This window comes from Pseudoalteromonas sp. SaAl2, from assembly GCF_052947895.1.
In genome coordinates this window covers 449,883-468,134 of sequence record NZ_CM129605.1, presented here as the reverse complement: position 1 = coordinate 468,134, position 18,252 = coordinate 449,883, and the positions used below count along the sequence as shown (strand labels likewise).

Sequence of the window (18,252 nt, the reverse complement as noted above, 5' to 3'; positions counted from 1 at the left end):
GGCAAACTGCTGAGCAATTGTGGCAAAAAAATGGCAATTGCCTTTTTGTCAGTACCCAAGGAAAAAAAATTAGGTATAGTGCGTATAGAGAATTACAGGCCCGGTTGCTTTAAATGGGCTTTGAAGGTGGAAAGAATGAAAAAAATAGCCATTATTGAAGATGAAACAGCCATTCGCGAAAACTACATGGAGATGCTCAGTGCACAGGGCTATCAAGTCAGTGGCTTTTGCGATAGAGCAACAGCAGAGCATGCTTTTCAAGACGCTCTACCTGATTTAGCCATTGTTGATATTGGCCTAGGCCATGAAATTGATGGTGGTTTTTTGCTTTGCCAAACCCTGCGTTCACTTTCTAAAACCTTACCGATTATTTTTTTAACCGCTCGTGATAGTGAAATCGATACCGTATGTGGCCTGCGTATGGGAGCAGATGACTACTTAACCAAAGATATCAGCATGGCACATTTAGCAGCCCGCATCGGCGCATTATTCAGACGTATGGAAGCGCTTGAACAACCCGCCGATGAAACCGCTTTAATAAACCGGGGTCCACTGAAATTAGACACCAAGCGTATGCAAGTATTTTGGCAGCAACGACTGGTTGATTTAACGGTGACAGAATTTTGGATGTTGCATTCTCTAGCACAGCGACCTGGGCATGTGAAAAGTCGTAATGAATTAATGAGCGACGCCAAAATTTATGTTGATGACTCAACCATTACTTCCCATGTAAAACGTATCCGCAAAAAGTTTATAGCCCTTGATGCTGGGTTTGACTGCATTGATACCGTATATGGTATGGGCTACCGCTGGGAGCAAGTGTAATGCTGCGTTTTGGCCTACGCAGTAAGTTTATATTGCTGTCGTGTTTTTTATTTTTACTGCCCTGGCTCGGTTATGAATATGTATGGGAAATGGAAAAGTTTTTACGCCAAGGCCAAGAAAAAACACTCGTAGGCACCACACGCGCACTTGCAACTGCATTACATGAACGTCCCGCGCTGTTTGATTCACAAAGTAACTTTTTAGATCAAGTAGTTAAAGGCCGCGATCTGTATGCCTATAACCTCAGTAATCCGATCCAACTGGATGGTAAGCTATCCGATTGGCAGCCTTATCAAAATTTAATATGGCATTATGATGAGCGATATTTACAAGGTGATAAAACCGATCATCAAAGCACTGATCTATCTTTTGATCATATGGTAGGTAAATACGGCGAGTTTTTATATGCGGTTTTTAAAGTAACAGATGAGTCACTCATTTATCGCGCTAAAAATAGCTTAAGTTTAACCCGAAACGATCACTTACAAATCATGTTAAAAACCCCCGAGGGTGAATTTAAACACTATATTGTCGCAGCTCGCCAAGATGGCTGGGTCAATGCATTTGATGCACAAACCAATAAACCATTTACTAAAATTCAGGGTTATTTTACCAGTACAGCCACAGGCTACAATATCGAACTTCGTTTTCCGTTAAGCATGTTAGGTAATAAGCTGGGGTTTGCAATTGAGGATTGGGATACTAATAAGGTTGAACCGCAATTAATGTCAACCTCAAACATTCTCAACCCAAGCGATATAGGATCAGTGCTGGTACCTTCACCTGAGATAAACCGTATTTTAAAAGGCATGGGCCATAGCGGTAGCCGTATTTGGGTGGTTGATAATCATCACCGTGTACTGGCGCAATCAGGCTCTATCCATCATGCGGATGGCGTCTGGGCTGACGGTATTACCGATAAACCGGCAGCAACTTGGTGGCAACGGTTTGAAAAAACCTATTTACACCCACTGTACTATAAAGTACTGACCCGTCCTGAAAACGAATTTTTGGATACTCTGCACGATGTTGCTGCTATGCAAGGCACTCATATAGCTAAAGCGCTCAGTGGTTCACCTGCATCATCATGGCGACTCACTCCTGATAACAAAGCCGTTATTTTATCTGCTGCCTACCCTATTTGGATCAAAGACAAAGTAATTGGCGCCGTGATTGCTGAAGAAACCACTAATGGCGTTCGGACTCTGCGCAATAAGTCTCTAGAGAAGCTGTTTAATGTCATTTTGGCGGTAATGTTAATCGGCACTGTAACTTTATTCTTTTTTGCATCTCGCATATCAAGCCGTATCAGGCGCCTACGTGATACCGCAGAGCAAGCAATTGATGCACAAGGGCGAGTTACAGGCACTATTAACTATTCAGATTCAAATGATGAAATTGGCGACCTGTCGCGCAGTTTTGCCAATATTGTCAGTCGTCTTGGTGGCTACACTAATTACTTAGAGACCATGTCGTCACGACTATCCCATGAATTAAGAACCCCAGTAGCTGTAGTGCGTAGCTCTTTGGAAAATCTACAAATGCAGCCACAATCTGAACTCAGTCAAAAATACCTTGATCGGGCCAGTGAAGGGGTTGAGCGTTTAGGTAAAATTATTACCACCATGAGTGAAGCCACACGCCTTGAGCAAAGTATACAAAGCAATGAACCTGAGTTATTTGATTTGCAAAAAGTCATTACCGGTTGCATGCAAGGCTACCAACTCACTTATCCGCATCATGCTTTTAAACTCGATATTTATGATAACCCAATGCCTATGTTAGGTGCGCCGGAGTTTATCGCGCAACTACTCGATAAACTTATCAATAATGCGCTGGAGTTTAACTTAGATGAAAATGCCATTAGCATCAGCTTACAAAAAAATGATGATAATGCTGTGCTGTCTGTTAAAAATAAGGGCCCTTTACTGCCACAAGGGCTCACGGAGCATATTTTTGACTCAATGGTATCAGTACGTAGCCAGCAACTTCAGCAGCAACCCCATTTAGGTTTGGGTTTATATATTGTTCGTTTAGTGTGTGAGTATCATAAAGGCAATGTAACGGCACTCAATAATCAACAAAGTGATGGCGTAGAATTTATTGTTAGATTGCCATTATCTATAGATGTAACCCCAAAAAATTAAAGGTTACATTTCTACACAATTTGCTCAATAAGTATTCACTTATAATTCAGCCTCAACAGCATAAGCTGGCTAACATTAAACATAAGCGCTGAATTAGGAGGTTAGAATGCAAACGGTATTAAAACGCGAAGAAATTGATTTTATATTCGAACTCTACCGCCATGAGCAACAAGAAGATGGTAGTTACACTGATAATGAAACCGATACTAAAAAGCTTGATTCAGCACAAGGAAGTGACATTTTCCAACCAAGTTATTTGACCTAAAAGCTGTTTGCTCATTACAATGGCGCACCTTGAAAAAGCTATGCCAAACAATGAAAAGCCATTCAGCCAAAAAAGAACTTATTTTACTCCCTATTCTACTTATTGTGATTGTACTTTGCGTTGCAGGGCACTTTTTATTACAAGCTAGTTTTGCTGACAGCAATCTCACTGAATACTTACTCGCAGCTTTGCCTTTCGCCATGTTTGGTTTTGTTATTATTGCTTTTAAGATTGCAAGTAAGAGCGAAGATAAAGAACGCCAAGAGCAAAGCGACAACGATTAGTCGCTTAATTAAACCTCGACTTATAAAATATGATAGCCAAACCAATCTGGTTTCATTTTCTGAGACTGACCACTTGGCGTCAGCTTAATACGTAATTGGCTGTCTAGTAAATCAATGGCAAAGCAGTCATCCACATCACATAAATCATCTTTATGCAAATGACTTAAACCCGCTAACAAATGCTCTTTAGCTCGTTGTTTAGCTTGCTCAGCGTCATCTGCTACATACAAAGCAAAGTCATGTTGTTCAGCAAGACTATCAGCTCGATATGCACCTAAATTCACAAAAAACAACTTTTCAGCTTGGCTAACAGGTTCTTCAATAACCTCAACTTGATAGCCATCAATATGTTTAATCGCCATAAAGCTATCCATATGCACACTATTTTTGTCGCCTACCCATTGGCTTTTAAGTTTTGTGTAGCACTGCTCTATTGATTCACCTACCACAAAACGTATGTCGTGCATTTCTATATGGCAACCCTGAATTCTGCCACCCAAATACACCATAAATAACTGCATTTTTACCCCTACAAAATATTATCAACGTCAATGTTGTGTTTCTTTATTAGCTTATAAAAATCAGAGCGATTTCGTTTTGCAAGCTTGGCTCCTTCTGCCACATTTCCGCCCGCCATTTTTAACGTATTTATAACGTAGTCACGCTCAAACTCTTTTTTAGCGTCGTTTAAAGATAGCGGCTCAACATTACTCTCATTACTATTTAGCGCACTTAGAACTAACTGTACCGATATTACTTCGCTTGGGGTCAATGCAACAACCTGCTCTACCACATTTTGTAATTGGCGAATATTGCCCGGCCAATCGTAGCGGACTAATGCATGCATGGCGTCAGTAGCAAACCGCTTTTGTGTTTGCCCCATACGCTTTGCAATCATGGCACTAAAGTGTTGAACAAGTAAGCTAATGTCTTCACGGCGTTCTTTTAGCTCTGGTAGTTTAAGGTTCACAACGTTTAAACGATAGTATAAATCTTCACGAAATTGCTGGTTTGTAATCGCATCAGGTAAATTTTTATGTGTTGCAGAAACAATTCGCACATCAATCGGTATTTCTTCTTGAAAGCCCACTGGCCGGATGGTTTTTTCTTGTAATACACGTAATAACTTAACTTGTAAGTTTAATGGCATATCACCAATTTCATCTAAGAATAAGGTGCCACCTTGTGCTTGCTGAAAAAGCCCTTGGTGATCTTTTACTGCCCCCGTGAACGCGCCTTTTTTATGGCCAAACAACTCTGACTCAAGTAACTCCCCTGGCACTGCACCACAATTTATGGCTACAAATGGCCCGTCACTAACATGGCTATGTTGATGAATTGCATTAGCCAGTAGCTCTTTACCTGTCCCGCTAGCACCTGAAATAAGCACATTAACCTGCGTTGGACCTAATAGTTTTACTTGCTCAAGTAAGTGCAGCATCGCGCCGCTACGAGTTACAATAGCACTGTTTGAAGCTTGTTCCTCACCATTTAACCCATGTATTTCAATCGCTTTAGCTAGGCTGTCAAATAACTCGTCTTTATCAACGGGCTTGGTAATAAATGCAAAAATACCTTGTTTGGTGGCCTCTACCGCATCTGGAATTGAGCCATGGGCTGTCATCATAATAACGGGTAAGGCAGGATAGCGGCTTTGCAGCTGTCTATGTAAAGCCATACCATCCATTTCGTCCATGCGTAAATCGGTAATTACGGCATCAAACACGTGGCTTTTTAGTAATTGCAGCGCCGCCATACCACTTTCACAGGTTGTGACTTGGTAACCTTTAGATTCAATACGAATAGACAGCAGCTTAAGTAAACTTGCATCATCATCAACTAATAGAACACGGGCATTTTGAGGTAATTGAGTCGACATAATGTTACTGCTCCTTGGTTTCTTCGCGTAACAGCAGTTGCTGTTCAATTGTTGCTAATGACGATAAAGTTTCTTGCATTTTATCACTTAACGCCTGTTGTCGTTTTTTTGCATTAATTTGCTGTTTAATTTGCTGCTTCTGCAGCCACCAGTATTGCTTGATATCATCGGGCCAATAATATGCTTGATCAAGCTTTAACAACTTAGTTAACACTTCCTCAGGAACCAAGGTGTTATTTTTACAGCTAAAGTTAAAAAATTGCTGGATATCCTTTGCACCTACAAAGTCCCTATTATCTGATGCAACCTTAAAACCTCCACACGCTTTTGCATGCCAACCTATCAGTACTTCAGCAGGTGGATACATTGGATCCGTTTTTGGTCTTGGCTTCGGATTTGGCAATGCATCGCTTGGTTGCGTATGCGTCGTAGCCTCAGGTTTAGTTTCAGTTACTTCTTGCTGTACAGTTTCATCTGTTAACTCACAGCCTGTCAGGCCAATACTGGTGATGCAAACCAATAAAATGGTCTTAAAGTGCACGCCCATGTTAGCTAACTCCTTTGGTTTTATTTATTGGTATTTGAATAATGAAACGACACCCGCTTGGCTCGTTATGCTCTACTTTTAAGGTGCCCATTAATTGCTCTACTGATTCTTTGACAATGGTCAAGCCTAAACCACTCCCTTGGACCGTGGTATCTTTGGCATTTTTTCCTTGGTAGAAAGCATTAAAAATTTGTACTTTGTCTTGCTCTTGAATACCACAACCTTGGTCGCACACCACCATCACTAATTTACCTTCTGTTTGAGATAACTCAACATTGACGCAGTCGCCATTATCAGAGAACTTTAAGCCATTTGAAATTAATTGGATCAATATCATTTCTATTAATTCAGCAGCAACCACAATGGGTTGGCCGGGTAAACTTGATTGCCAACTCAGCGTTTGTTCGCGTGCTAGTAAACGATGCTCAAAATGGCTATTAACCTTATTAATTAGATGAGAAAACTCGATCTCATTAATACTGTTTTTACTGGTGCGAATTGCGTTGTAACTTAGTAAGCTATCAATCATAGTACGTAAACGCACCATGCTTTGTGTTATTAGTTCGAGTACTGCTTGCTGTTCCTTGTTAATTGGCCCAACAATCTCGTCGCTTAGTAAATCAGTGCCTTCTACCATGGAAGCGAGTGGTGTTTTAAGTTCATGGGTTACATGGCGTAAAAAAGTGTCTTTTTGCTGTTCAAGCATATGCAGTTGCGCTTGTACCCATTGCAATTTATTTCCTAATTCAACAAGCTCTGCAGAGCCTTGCACCGAGATTTCTTGCTGCCAATGTCCTTGTCCTAGTTTATCAATAACTGATGTCAGGCCTTTTAAGCGCCCACTTATACGCCATAAAAAGCCACCACTCACTAACAAGGTTAGCGGTATAAGTGCCACTAACCAGTTAATAAATGAGTTTTGTAATGCCTTTAGTTGCTGTTGATTATCGGTTATTTTTTTTCATTTTGGTCACGTAGCCATAATGTCTGCTGTGCGATAAGCTCACTGACAGGTATAAATAGCTGGGCATCTTGTAAGTTTTCAGTTACCAGCTTTTTGGTGAGCGGTGGTGAGTACATCATACAATTTTTTCCATTGCTGCTTATCGTTTTTTGCTACGCTTAAAAAGATTAACTCATCGACACTTTGTAACGACGATTGCCACTTATCAATTATTAACTCATCTAATGATGCACTTTTAAGCACCCAATTTTGGCGAGTAGCACGTTCGAGGCTATTAAGGTCTTGTTTAAGATCATTAAAAGATTTAGATATTTGGTAGTTATCACTCACTATTTGTTGGGTCACAGCGAGTTGTTTATTAAGCGCATTCAAAAATACGATAACAACTAGCGATAAAGGGAGAAGTGAAAGCAAGGTACTGAATAAAAACTGCCCTATCAAGTTTGGTCGCCACGCTAAAATTGCTTTATATTTTTGTCCAAACGAGGCTGGCATAATTACTCCTAAATTCTAATCTCATCATTATTAACTAGCCTACTTATACACTAGCTGAATCAATATACCCAAGCCATGACAACCTGTCAGTTGCATTGAACTTGACTATAAACATATTGAATAAAGCGATACTGAACCGCTCTATAAGCAATGCCGCTAAATTGAGACAAGCTAATATATTGTTTTTTTTAGTAAAAGCTCCGCTTACCTTCACTGCTGTTGCAAAAAAGACACACAACTAAGTAGATTTTTCTTGCCTACTTCCCTCTAAACAAACTAAACCACTGATTTTAAAGGGCTATAAATTTTGGCACTGATCTTGTTATATCTTAATCAGAGACATTATTAATAAGGAAATCAAATGAAAGTTATTACATCACTAGGAATATATTTAAGTGCATTAATTTGCTGCAATGTATTTGCATTAGACGCACAGGCCACATTTGCAGAGCTAGATAAGGATGGCAATGGTACGTTGAGTGAAAGTGAAGCCTCTGAAGACGCTGTGTTACATGAAAGCTTTGAGCAAATAGATAAAGACCAAAATGGTCAGATTTCATTCGCCGAATTTAAACAATTTCTTCAATAAGGAAAGTTTTATGAAACAAATACTTGCTGCTTTTTCGTTGCTCCTTTTAGCCATCAGTGCTTCAGTCTTAGCGTCTCAATTAAATGTGAGATTCGCACAACTTGATACTGATTCCGATGGTGTAATCTCATTACTTGAAGCTAAACAAAATGATGATTTATTTAAAAAGTTTAGTGATCTTGATGAAAACCAAGATGAAGTACTTTCTGAAAAAGAGTTTACTCAGTTTAAAATTTAAACCGCATTAAAGTATTTGCCATAATCCCGGAGGGAGTGTGTAAATGGATTTATTGTTGGGACTTAAATTATGGCAAATGCTTTACTCTTATTGCTTTACAGCTCAATTAAAGGAATTAATTATGAAAAACATGATGGTTTTTTGTAGTTTGCTAGTAGGGTTCAGCTTCAACGCTTTGGCACTTGACGTGAAGCAAAGGTTTGATCACTTAGATAAAAATAAGGATGGCTTTTTAACACATGCAGAGCTAGAACCTCAGCCGCAACTACTTAACAGCTACTCTAATTGGGATAAAGATCGCGATAACCGAATTTCCTTACTTGAGTTTAAACAATTTTTAACTAACAACTTATATTAACCGCATGAATAATTTTAAATACACTCTTTTAATAGCATTACTCACGACCAGTTGTGGCAGTTTTGCAACAAGTAACCGTATAGCCGAACAATTTAAAGCATTGGACAGAAATGGAGATGGTTTATTAACTCGTTCTGAGTCAGCCAAAGATCCAGCCCTGTGGTCACGGTTTAAAAACTATGATTCAGATAAAGACAACCGACTTTCACTAGCTGAATTTACTGTTTACCTAAACCAATAACACATTTGTTCAAAATAAAGATAACCCACAAAGCAAAAAACTCAGTGGGTTAATCTAGCTTTAACTTAATTTAAAGTATTCCACCTGCTCTAATACAGACTGACTTTGCTGTGCGGTTTTAGTACTTGTTTCTGCTGTTTGCTGAGATATCTCTGCGGTTTGCTCTGTCAATGTATGAATAGTATGCATATTTTGGCTAATATCCGCAGCTACCGCAGATTGCTCTTCTGCAGCAGTAGCAATTTGTTGTGTTTGATCATTTACTTGGTTAATCATTTCCATGATTTCTTTAAGTAAACTATTACTTTCATCCACTTTATCTTCGGCTTGTGCCGCAACACGTGTACTATCAGCCATCATAGTAACTGCATTTTGACTGGCTGAACGTAACTGCCCTAGCATGGTTTCTATTTCATTAACTGAGCTGTGAGAGCGCTGCGCTAAAGTTCGTACTTCATCGGCCACTACCGCAAATCCACGCCCTTGCTCACCAGCTCTAGCCGCTTCGATGGCCGCATTTAGAGCAAGCAAGTTAGTTTGCTCTGAAATATTACGTATTACATCCAAAATGGTTTCAATTTTGCTGGATTCACTTTGTAGTTTATCAACCACTTCTGATGTGTCATTTAAGGTGCCAAGTAAATGACTGACCGCTTCTTTAGTTTGTTCTGATGCCTCTAAGCCACTGCTAGCAAGTTTCATCATGCCATCAGAAGCAGTTGCAGACTCAGCCGTATTAACCGCTATACTTTTACTCGTTACTGATAACTCCTCTATCGCAGTTACCGCTTGAGTTGTATGGTCAGAAACTTCAGATGTAGCGCTTTGAATTTGCGTATTTGCGGTGAGTAACTCACTGCTGTGATTATTTACCTCTCCAACGCTGTGGTAAATACTGATCAAAGTGGTATTTAAATGAGCAATTGTTGCATCAAGTGTTCGACTCAAATCAGCCACCTCATCTTCACCGGCAACCGCTGAGTACTGATCTAACTCACCGCGTTGCAAAGCATGGGCGCTTTGACTTACGACGGTTAAACCTTGCACAACTTTTTGCGACAAAATATGACTAAATAAAGTAGCTAACCCGATAGCAATTACAATTGATAGGTAAAATATATTATTGGCAAAACTAATAGAATCTTGCGCCGCCTGCTGCGACTGATGAACTTGTGCAGTGTTGGCTTGTTCAAAGCGTTCGAAAAATTCAGTCAAAGCTAAATGCGAATCAACAAATTCACGATAAATTGAGTATTCAGCCTTATTATCTGACGATGACTCCATTGCCTGTTTAAAGTTCAGAGCGGCGGCTTCATAGCGTTTTGAATGACTTTTTAATTTCAACAGTAAGCTATGGTCACCTGTATAGGCCTGGCTTACTTTCTCGATTAAAGGCGCGGTTTTCGCAATATTGTTGTCTATGCTAATCAACATTTCGGGGGCTTGCTCGTGTAGCCCTAGTAAATAAATAACTTGTAAACCACGTACTCCAGCTATAACCCCATCTTGGGCTTGCTTTAGCTCTGCGCTGAGCTTAGTCACTTTAAAGTTATGTTGATAAAAACTATCAAACCCATCCGCAATTTGGTTATTAGCAACCTTAATAAATATCATTGCAACTATAAAAATAATGCAAATTATGGCAGATAACAAAATAAATTTACTACGCATTGCCAGTTCGTTGAGTTTCATGCTAGTTCCGACTTATTCATTATTTTAACGTTAATTCATAAGCATAGCTGAAAGATATGAATGTTATATAATAATTTATTAAATATTTTGCTGGTTGTTCATTCTCTGATAGTGTTTATAAATCACTCGTTAAAAAGATAATTAACAATGAAGCACTTACTTGCAATAGTACTTTTTACTCCTCTGTTTGCTTTGGCTGATACGACGGTAATTTATAACGCAAATGGCTATACTCCGACCTACAAAGGTAAATTAAAACAATTTAGTACGCTTGTAATAAAAGATGGCAAGGTTGTTAAAACAGGTAACGATGAACTAAAAAATAGCTTTCCTCGCGCCCGCACGTTTGATGCACAGCAAAAAACATTACTGCCAGGTCTGATAGATGCACATGGCCATGTTATTGGTCTTGGGAAAAACTTGTCGCAACTCGATTTACGCGGTATTGATTCAATTAAAAGTGTTCAAACTAAATTAGCAAGCTTTGCCAAAAATAAGCAAGGCTGGATTATCGGTCGTGGTTGGAATCAAGAACTATGGCTTAACAAGCAATTTCCGACGGCTACTGATTTAGATCAAATAGTTAAAGACAAACCCGTTATACTTTCTCGCGTTGACGGGCACGCAATATGGGTTAATAGTAAAGCCATGGAGCTTGCTGGCATAACAGCTAAGACACTGACACCTGAAGGCGGCGAAATTATCAAAACAGCCACAGGAACGCCAAGTGGTATTTTTATTGATAAAGCTGAAAGTTTAATCAATATAGTCATTCCAAAAAGCTCCGTGCAAGCTACCAATCAAGCCCTAGACATGGCTGGGGAGCACCTTTTAAGCTTAGGTATTACCTCTACTCATGATGCGGGCATCGATAAGCAGACATGGCAGATTTATAAACAACGAGCTGAGCAAGGCACCTTACCACTACGTATTGTGGCTATGTTAAGTGCGGCTTCCCCTGAGCTTGAAACCATGCTTAAAGCTGGACGCTACAAAGACTTGCATGATTACATGTCAATTCGTAGTGTAAAAATATACGCTGATGGCGCCCTTGGTAGCCGGGGTGCGGCGCTACTTACTGATTATGCCGATAGAAAAAACCATCAAGGTTTGATGCTAGAAGATCAAAAAAAAATTAGAGCAGCTTTTTACCTTGAGCTTTGAAAGTGGTTTTAGCGCAAATACCCATGCGATTGGCGACAAGGCGAATCAAATTGTGTTAAATGCCTACGAAAATGTATTTAAAAAAACCGGCGGTATTTTATTACGAAACCGAATTGAGCACGCACAAATAGTGGACCCAACTGATATTCCACGCTTTAAAACACTAAAGATTATCCCTTCAATGCAACCTGTGCATGCCACCTCTGACATGCATATGGCAGAGCAACGGCTAACTGACTCACAACTGGCTGGCGCCTATGCGTGGCGAACTTTTTTAGAAACAGGGCTCTGTAGTCGCCGCTGGCTCAGACTACCCTGTTGAGTTAGCAAACCCGTTTAATGGGCTATATTCAGCTATAACTAGAATGGATCATAATCAATTACCTAAAAATGGTTGGCGTGCAGACGAAACAATAACACGTGAAGAAGCACTTAATGCTTTTACATTAGGTGCTGCATACGCTGCGCATCAAGAATTTAAATTAGGAAGCTTAGAGCAAGGAAAGTGGGCTGACTTTATTTTAATCGATAAAGATTACTTTAAAGTACCGATTGAAGATATATTTAAAATTGAGGTTGATCAAACCTGGATTGCCGGCGAGCTGAAATACAAAAAAACCGATTCAGCAGAATAAAAACTACTCTGCAGGTTTTGACTTTTTGCTGACTCAACTTAACTAAATGGTAAATATTAACAAAAGTAAGTACACCATTTGTAATTGCCACCGGCCAAGCCGAAATCACAATACCGTAAAAAGTAAATGCAACACAGCCAGCTAAATTAAACCAGCGTAGCTTTTACAACATCGCTCATAGTAAGAGAGGCAACAAGCAAAGCCGAGGCAATATAACCTAAATATTCCCAACTCATTTGTTCTCTCCAATACTTTAGGTTAGCATTATAGGTAATGCTATTTTACACTCTATGAAACAGTGTAATCGCGGCATAAAAAAGCTAACTTACTCAAAACCCAAAGTAACCTCAAAAGGCTTACTTTAATAATCATTACACGGGATATAAAGGTATCAAACCTATTTTGGTCATAATGACTCAAAACAGGTTAGTAAGTTAGCGTAAATTCTTAGAGTCTTAATGCTACCGTCATTAAGGTGTAATAAATAGGACAATTGTCCGAAGAGCATACTTGATGTTTCAATATCATTTTTCTAGTTATTTGGTTGATCAACTTTTAACATTTGCAGGTAGTCGCTATCAGCAATCAAAAAAAGAAGTACTGATCCATCAAGATCAACCTCTGAGCAAATTAGTTTTGGTCAGAAGCGGGACTATATCGTTTAGCTACGATGTGGGTAATGGTCGGCGCCTATTATTAGGCCAACTAGATTGTAACAATACTTTGATTGGTGAAATTGAAGCACTGAATAATAATCCATGTATCTATACAGTTACGTGTTTTAGTGATGTTAGCTACAACTTAATTGAGCTTAAACACTGGCGAGCATTGTTGCTCGATAAACCAGAGCTAAGTTTATATACAGCACAAACTATTGCCGCTAAATTTCAAGAAAATCAGAAGATAAACCTTGATAAACTGTTACTACCGCTAGGCTATAATATTGCTAAAGACTGTTTATTACGCGCAGAAAACAATAACCCAACACTACTTAGGGCATACCCTACGGTTAATGCTGAAGCTGAGCGATTTGCCACAACTGAGCGAGCATATCGACGAGTTGTTTCAGAGCTGGTTGAAAAAGGGTTAGTTGAAAGAGCAAATGGCGGTTTAAAAGTAGTAGACCTAGACAAACTAAGTGATTACGTAGAGAGTTTTTCACAAATTTGAGAAAGCTAACTCTTCTTTTATCAAAAAAGGAACGCTTTTTAGCTTAGCTTTTTTAGCTCTACATAGTTTTGCAACATTTATATATCAAAATGGCGATGTTAAGTTTTACATGGTATGCGATTTACATTAGCATATACTTATACGGCGCATAGCAATCGATAACATCGCTATTGCATAGATCAGATTTAAAATAGCGCCGGTTACAAATTTTTTATTTATTTAATGAAAGTATATATAATGTTCACTTGACGTATATATAATGTGCGCTTATCCTTCATTAACTAATTATTGTATCATAGCAAGAGTACCATTTTCAGGAACTTTGAGTGATACATTTAGAACTGCAATTAAGTCTGTTTACTTTAAAGAGAAAGGAAAGAAAGGTAACGATTATGGGAAATAATAAATTCAAGCTAACCAAGCTAGCGCTAGCTCTTGGCCTAACAGCGAGCTTAACAGCTTGTTTCAGTGACAACGATAACAATGATTATGTTGAGCCAGTAATACCTACACCAACACAAGATGTGGCATTACCTCCAACTGACCAAGTTGTTGCACAACAACCAGGTTCATTAACTGTTGTGGTTAGAGATATCAAAGGGGAGCCAGTCGGTACTGAGGAAGCACCTGTAACTATTACACTTTCAGGTAGTAGTTCTGATGTTTTACTTGGCCTGGATGGTGAAGCATTACCAGAATCTCTAACAATTTCTAATGGCTCAGGCTTATTTGCCGCAGCAGTCACTGACATTTCTTCAGAGCTAACTTACAAAGTTAATGTTAAAGCGCCTGGCTACTTTACAAACAATACTGTAATCGTTGTGAATGATGAAGAATCTAATGTAAATGCAACAGTTAAACTTACTCCTCGTGATCTAAATTTAGGTGATGTTGATATTGCTGTTGTTTCTGCTGAAGAAGAACTAACAAGCCTTGCGGCAGATGGAGTAGAAGTAAACTACACTGATGGTACGATTCAAACATCAGACAACATGCCTCTTACATTTACTCGCACTGTCGATAAAGAAGAAGCTAATACAGATGCTGGTGGTGTAACCGTTTCTATTCCTAGTGGTTCTCAAATGCTTGATGCTAATAATGAACCTCTTACTTCAGCTCCTAAACTAGCTGTTAGTTTCTTTAGTAATGAAGCTACAACAACTGCAACGGCAGGAACTTCTGGTGTTGACTCTACTCTTGATTATTTCCCTGGCGGTTTAAACCTAGCTGTTCCGGTTGATGGAAATACAACTCAAGGTGCTTTCACAACAGGCGGTTTTGTTGCAATTGAATTAACTGATGAAGATGGCAACAAAGTTAAGAAGTTTGGTGATGGCAATAGCATTGAAGTAACAATGCAAGTTGACAAAAACACCAATAACGTTTGTCCAATGGTTTACACTGGCGATTTAGAAGACGTTGAAGCATTTGCCACTGCAAGTGCTAATGCTACAAATGGTGCATACTTTCAAGACGGCGCTTGTGTTGCTTCTTCAGCTACTAAATATTCAACTGTTCAAATAGACGAAAATCATATAATTCCAGTTTGGAGTTATGATGAAGATTTAGATGAGTGGACATTTGAAAGTTATGGTGTTACTAAAGAAAATGCCGACAACCCTAAGGTTTGGGATGTTGTAGTAAGTGTTAATCACTTATCATACTGGAACTTGGATTATTTTAACTGGCGTGAGCCTAATTTCGGACAATGTGCTAATAACAAAGCTACTTTTGATATTAAATTTAATGACGGCACATCTAATACGATCCCATTTGACTTGTTAGTTGAATCACAAGCTGGTGGCTACCGTGTATTGAAATCTGGCTATGAGTTTTCATTTTACGATACAAATACCATATATAACCCGCCTGCATTTGCTGTAAATATGCAATTCTTAAATGATGGTGAAAATATTATTGATGGTATTGAAGGCGATGCAAATAATCTTGTAGATAATGAAACATCAACTTTAAAAATTGATGATATTTGCGCACTTGAAGGTAAAACGATTGTTTTAAACACAGCACCTATTTTACCTGTAGCTCAGCCAGTTAAAACTAGCTTAGTATGTAATAACGAAGAAGCTGACGTGTTGCCTGCACCTACAGCAACATCTTCTATCGTTTATTTCTACCAATCTGGTGCTTATAAAGGCTATGCATACACTGATTCAAGCGGTAACGCGTCTAAGAACTTATTACCTGGTGATTACACAGCCAGCGCTTATAACTTCACTACTGGTCAATATAGCAATTTAGATTTTACAGCCTCAGCTTCTGAGACTGTAAATATTGAGTTCCCAGTTACCTGTGAGGTTGTTGAGCAACCAATCACAGGTTCTGGTTCTGGTTCTTAATACAAAATCTGATTAAACAAAAACCGCGCTTTGTCGCGGTTTTTTATTGCCATAATTTGCATTCTACTTCCTGTTCTAAAAGTTTCTTGTTACATTATGAATATTGTGCTCTATGGATTTAAAGCTATGCATTTAAACTACTTGGTTGATAACGTGATAAACAATAAAACAGCTTTCGCAACGGTTTGCGTACTTTCTTCAACTTCATTATTTGCTACAGAGCAAAATATTACTCATGGAGTAGCCTATAATGGATTTACAGGTCTATTTAACACCCCGTCTGCTGAGGTTTTAAAAGCTGGTGAAGCCAATATTGGCTATACTAACCAATTAGAGAAGAGAGGCAGTTATAATGATGGGCATAATTTCACTTTTGCGGCTGGTTTACTGCAAAATTTAGAAGTTGCGGGCAGAATTACTGCTTCGAGTATGAATGACAATTTATTTAGCTATGAAAATAAAGGTCAAATTCGGGATCTTTCTTTTAATGCTAAATATCAAGTGCCCTATATCCCTAAAAACTGGTTTAGTATTGCCCTAGGAGCTAAAGATATTGGAGGGGCAGCAAACAATTATGAGGCCTACTACCTTGTTGCATCTAAAGAATGGTGGGATTTTCGTTTTAGTGCTGGGATTGGTCAGTCAGATACACTAACAGGGCAGCTAGACGGGGCATTTGCAGGTATTGAATATCAGCCTTTGTCTTGGCTAAGTATTTTAGCGGAGCATGATGCTGAAGCATTTAATATGGGCGCCAGAATAACTATTCCTAAAGAATACCTTTACAACTTTGCTTCAATTTCAATAAATAGCCGGTTGTATTCAAATACAGACCTCTCTGAAAAAGACAACTATTGGGGAATTAATATCAATATCCCACTTAGTGATGAAGCGCAAGCAAACTATACTAATCCAAAACCAGCACCAGAGCCCGTGCAAGATATACCTGCAGCTTCTGCAAACATTAAAAGTAAAGCAACTATAACAAAACTACCTTCTAATATAAACGCATCGCCAACACAACAAATACCTTCAGCAAATCAAGTTAACAATTCGAAGCATGTCACAAAATCGATTTCAAACGAGAGTAATAAAAACTATCAACTTCATAGTCTTAAAAATAACTTAATAAATGATGGTTTCGAAAATATTCGTGTCGGGATCAGCGAGACAGATAAAGTTATTGTTGAATTCGAAAACTCTGTATTTAATCGCAATGAAATAGACGCTATTGGTTTAGTTATTGGTCGAATTACTGAACATTTCGCTGAACAAGATAATGAGTTTATTGTTCGTTTATCTAAACTCGATACTGCATTACTTCAAGTCAGGGGTAAAGTAGATAATTATCAACGCTTCTTAGAAGAAAATATTACCCCTGATTTACAAATAAGTAACCAGTTCTCTATTAAAGAAGAAACAAACATCATATGGGCTGAATCAACAGAAAACTCTAGCCCATACCTAGTACCTAGAGTAACATTTTCCCCTTCTTATGCTGCACACTATGCCACAGAGCTTGGCGTATGGGATTATTCACTCGCACTACAAGCTGATTTAAACATACCTATTTGGAAAGGTGCAGGGATCAACTTAACTGGACAAATACATGTTACTGATAGTGATGATTTTGAAGAAGGGGAAGCTTTCAGCTCTCGTAGGAAGGAAACTGGACTGACAAGAGCGATAGCGTACCAAACTTTCGCTCTACCTTATGGCTTCTATAATCAAACTCAGTTCGGGCTATTTCAAGATTACTTCGACTACATAGGTTTAACTAATGAAACTGCTTGGTTGAGCCCAACGGGCCGCCATAAGCTTAAAGCCAAGTTCGCTGTTTTAGAATATAAAGATTATGATACGCGCAAGCGCGACTATGCACTTGCTAGTTACCGCTATTTATGGGCTGAAAAAGATGTTTCATTTCATGTAACAGGTGGCCGATTCTGGAATGATGACAGCGGTTATAAACTTGAAGCTAAATTTTGGTTTGGTGATGCAAACCTATCACTAATATACAGCAATACCGACGTTCAGAAAGTTGGGCTTGGCTTTAGTATTCCGCTAGCTCCTCGCAAGGATATGACTGCCGGTAATTGGCAAATAAAAGGGGATAATAGCTGGAGTCAAACTGTAAGCACCGTAGTTGGGAATGATGTAAACCTGATTAACACTGCAAGTGCAACAACACCGGCTTCTTCTATTGACCTTGATAAAACTTTCTTAAACCAAGATCGTATGTCTAGTAGCTATGTTTATGCTCATCTTGCACGCTTAAAAGAAGCGTTTGAAACTTATAAGTAATAGCGAGTAAGTTTGCTAACTCATAAGTAATAAAAAGGCCTTAACAGGCCTTTTTATTACTTACTCGAGATTCAACCCTAGTTCACGATAGAACGAGC

The 18,252-nt window shown here is 38.9% G+C and carries 15 protein-coding genes and 3 pseudogenes; 12 read left to right on the top strand and 6 right to left on the bottom strand.

The annotated features are described in order from the left end of the window. The first annotated feature begins 135 nt into the window (after positions 1-135). The 4 genes from pdsR (at position 136) to ACU8V8_RS02215 (ending at position 3,521) form a co-directional block, all read left to right on the top strand. Complete coding sequence (gene pdsR, locus ACU8V8_RS02230; RefSeq protein ID WP_446888700.1) at positions 136-825, top strand: proteobacterial dedicated sortase system response regulator; 690 nt, start codon at positions 136-138, stop codon at positions 823-825. Further along, a complete protein-coding gene (gene pdsS / locus ACU8V8_RS02225; protein WP_446888699.1) occupies positions 825-2,972 on the top strand; it encodes a proteobacterial dedicated sortase system histidine kinase in 2,148 nt (715 codons plus the stop codon). The genes pdsR and pdsS overlap by 1 nt, the downstream gene beginning before the upstream one ends. Before the next feature lie 106 nt (positions 2,973-3,078). Beyond that, complete coding sequence (locus ACU8V8_RS02220; protein WP_290209213.1) at positions 3,079-3,237, top strand: hypothetical protein; 159 nt, start codon at positions 3,079-3,081, stop codon at positions 3,235-3,237. A gap of 50 nt (positions 3,238-3,287) precedes the next feature. Then, complete coding sequence (locus ACU8V8_RS02215; protein ID WP_087532810.1) at positions 3,288-3,521, top strand: hypothetical protein; 234 nt, start codon at positions 3,288-3,290, stop codon at positions 3,519-3,521. Positions 3,522-3,541: 20 nt separating this feature from the next. On the opposite strand, the gene ACU8V8_RS02210 is transcribed toward ACU8V8_RS02215, so the two are convergent. The 4 genes and pseudogenes from ACU8V8_RS02210 to ACU8V8_RS02195 all read right to left on the bottom strand — a co-directional run bounded on the left by ACU8V8_RS02210 (position 3,542) and on the right by ACU8V8_RS02195 (position 7,406). Further along, entirely contained in the window at positions 3,542-4,042 is a 501-nt protein-coding gene (locus ACU8V8_RS02210; protein ID WP_446888698.1) for a DUF1543 domain-containing protein, read from the bottom strand. A gap of 8 nt (positions 4,043-4,050) precedes the next feature. Further along, a complete protein-coding gene (locus tag ACU8V8_RS02205) occupies positions 4,051-5,400 on the bottom strand; it encodes a sigma 54-interacting transcriptional regulator (protein WP_446888697.1) in 1,350 nt (449 codons plus the stop codon). A gap of 4 nt (positions 5,401-5,404) precedes the next feature. Next, entirely contained in the window at positions 5,405-5,947 is a 543-nt protein-coding gene (locus tag ACU8V8_RS02200) for a hypothetical protein (RefSeq protein WP_446888696.1), read from the bottom strand. Between the two features lies 1 nt (position 5,948). Then, a pseudogene (locus tag ACU8V8_RS02195) lies at positions 5,949-7,406 on the bottom strand (sensor histidine kinase). A 361-nt stretch (positions 7,407-7,767) separates the two neighbouring features. On the opposite strand from ACU8V8_RS02195, the gene ACU8V8_RS02190 reads away from it, so the two are divergent. From ACU8V8_RS02190 to ACU8V8_RS02175, 4 genes are all read left to right on the top strand, one after another. Further along, positions 7,768-7,995, top strand: coding sequence for an EF-hand domain-containing protein (locus ACU8V8_RS02190; RefSeq protein WP_446888695.1), 228 nt, complete (start codon positions 7,768-7,770; stop codon positions 7,993-7,995). A gap of 10 nt (positions 7,996-8,005) precedes the next feature. After that, positions 8,006-8,233 carry a hypothetical protein gene (locus ACU8V8_RS02185; protein WP_446888694.1) on the top strand — a complete coding sequence of 76 codons (228 nt, stop codon included), beginning with the start codon at positions 8,006-8,008 and terminating at the stop codon, positions 8,231-8,233. A gap of 121 nt (positions 8,234-8,354) precedes the next feature. Further along, positions 8,355-8,591, top strand: coding sequence for an EF-hand domain-containing protein (locus ACU8V8_RS02180; protein WP_446888693.1), 237 nt, complete (start codon positions 8,355-8,357; stop codon positions 8,589-8,591). A gap of 4 nt (positions 8,592-8,595) precedes the next feature. Further along, positions 8,596-8,832 (top strand): EF-hand domain-containing protein, encoded by a 237-nt coding sequence (locus tag ACU8V8_RS02175; protein WP_446888692.1) that lies wholly within the window; start codon positions 8,596-8,598, stop codon positions 8,830-8,832. Positions 8,833-8,892: 60 nt separating this feature from the next. Here the strand turns inward: ACU8V8_RS02175 and ACU8V8_RS02170 are convergent, their stop codons facing one another. Next, on the bottom strand, positions 8,893-10,524 hold the full coding sequence (locus tag ACU8V8_RS02170) for a methyl-accepting chemotaxis protein (RefSeq protein WP_446888691.1): 1,632 nt from the start codon (positions 10,522-10,524) through the stop codon (positions 8,893-8,895). Between the two features lie 147 nt (positions 10,525-10,671). Between ACU8V8_RS02170 and ACU8V8_RS02165 the strand changes: the two are divergent. Then, a pseudogene (locus ACU8V8_RS02165) lies at positions 10,672-12,323 on the top strand (amidohydrolase). Here the strand turns inward: ACU8V8_RS02165 and ACU8V8_RS02160 are convergent. Next, positions 12,253-12,559 (bottom strand): annotated as a pseudogene (locus tag ACU8V8_RS02160) (uroporphyrinogen decarboxylase). The pseudogenes ACU8V8_RS02165 and ACU8V8_RS02160 overlap by 71 nt on opposite strands. Positions 12,560-12,836: 277 nt before the next feature. Here ACU8V8_RS02160 and ACU8V8_RS02155 point away from each other — a divergent pair. The 3 genes from ACU8V8_RS02155 (at position 12,837) to ACU8V8_RS02145 (ending at position 18,154) form a co-directional block, all read left to right on the top strand. Further along, entirely contained in the window at positions 12,837-13,493 is a 657-nt protein-coding gene (locus ACU8V8_RS02155) for a Crp/Fnr family transcriptional regulator (protein WP_087532800.1), read from the top strand. Between the two features lie 392 nt (positions 13,494-13,885). Continuing rightward, a complete protein-coding gene (locus tag ACU8V8_RS02150; protein ID WP_446888690.1) occupies positions 13,886-15,850 on the top strand; it encodes a hypothetical protein in 1,965 nt (654 codons plus the stop codon). 126 nt (positions 15,851-15,976) lie between these two features. Then, the gene (locus ACU8V8_RS02145) at positions 15,977-18,154 is read left to right on the top strand and encodes a YjbH domain-containing protein (RefSeq protein ID WP_446888689.1); all 2,178 of its coding nucleotides are present in this window, start codon (positions 15,977-15,979) and stop codon (positions 18,152-18,154) included. The last annotated feature ends 98 nt before the right edge of the window (positions 18,155-18,252 follow it).

Bases quoted from the DNA above. Each gene is read 5' to 3' on its own strand.
- ACU8V8_RS02175 (WP_446888692.1), top strand. From the start codon at position 8,596: ATGAATAATTTTAAATACACTCTTTTAATAGCATTACTCACGACCAGT.
- ACU8V8_RS02145 (WP_446888689.1), top strand. From the start codon at position 15,977: ATGCATTTAAACTACTTGGTTGATAACGTGATAAACAATAAAACAGCT.
- ACU8V8_RS02205 (WP_446888697.1), bottom strand. From the start codon at position 5,400: ATGTCGACTCAATTACCTCAAAATGCCCGTGTTCTATTAGTTGATGAT.
- ACU8V8_RS02150 (WP_446888690.1), top strand. From the start codon at position 13,886: ATGGGAAATAATAAATTCAAGCTAACCAAGCTAGCGCTAGCTCTTGGC.
- ACU8V8_RS02200 (WP_446888696.1), bottom strand. From the start codon at position 5,947: ATGGGCGTGCACTTTAAGACCATTTTATTGGTTTGCATCACCAGTATT.
- ACU8V8_RS02190 (WP_446888695.1), top strand. From the start codon at position 7,768: ATGAAAGTTATTACATCACTAGGAATATATTTAAGTGCATTAATTTGC.
- ACU8V8_RS02215 (WP_087532810.1), top strand. From the start codon at position 3,288: ATGAAAAGCCATTCAGCCAAAAAAGAACTTATTTTACTCCCTATTCTA.
- ACU8V8_RS02220 (WP_290209213.1), top strand. From the start codon at position 3,079: ATGCAAACGGTATTAAAACGCGAAGAAATTGATTTTATATTCGAACTC.
- ACU8V8_RS02210 (WP_446888698.1), bottom strand. From the start codon at position 4,042: ATGCAGTTATTTATGGTGTATTTGGGTGGCAGAATTCAGGGTTGCCAT.
- pdsS (WP_446888699.1), top strand. From the start codon at position 825: ATGCTGCGTTTTGGCCTACGCAGTAAGTTTATATTGCTGTCGTGTTTT.
- ACU8V8_RS02185 (WP_446888694.1), top strand. From the start codon at position 8,006: ATGAAACAAATACTTGCTGCTTTTTCGTTGCTCCTTTTAGCCATCAGT.
- ACU8V8_RS02180 (WP_446888693.1), top strand. From the start codon at position 8,355: ATGAAAAACATGATGGTTTTTTGTAGTTTGCTAGTAGGGTTCAGCTTC.
- ACU8V8_RS02170 (WP_446888691.1), bottom strand. From the start codon at position 10,524: ATGAAACTCAACGAACTGGCAATGCGTAGTAAATTTATTTTGTTATCT.
- ACU8V8_RS02155 (WP_087532800.1), top strand. From the start codon at position 12,837: ATGTTTCAATATCATTTTTCTAGTTATTTGGTTGATCAACTTTTAACA.
- pdsR (WP_446888700.1), top strand. From the start codon at position 136: ATGAAAAAAATAGCCATTATTGAAGATGAAACAGCCATTCGCGAAAAC.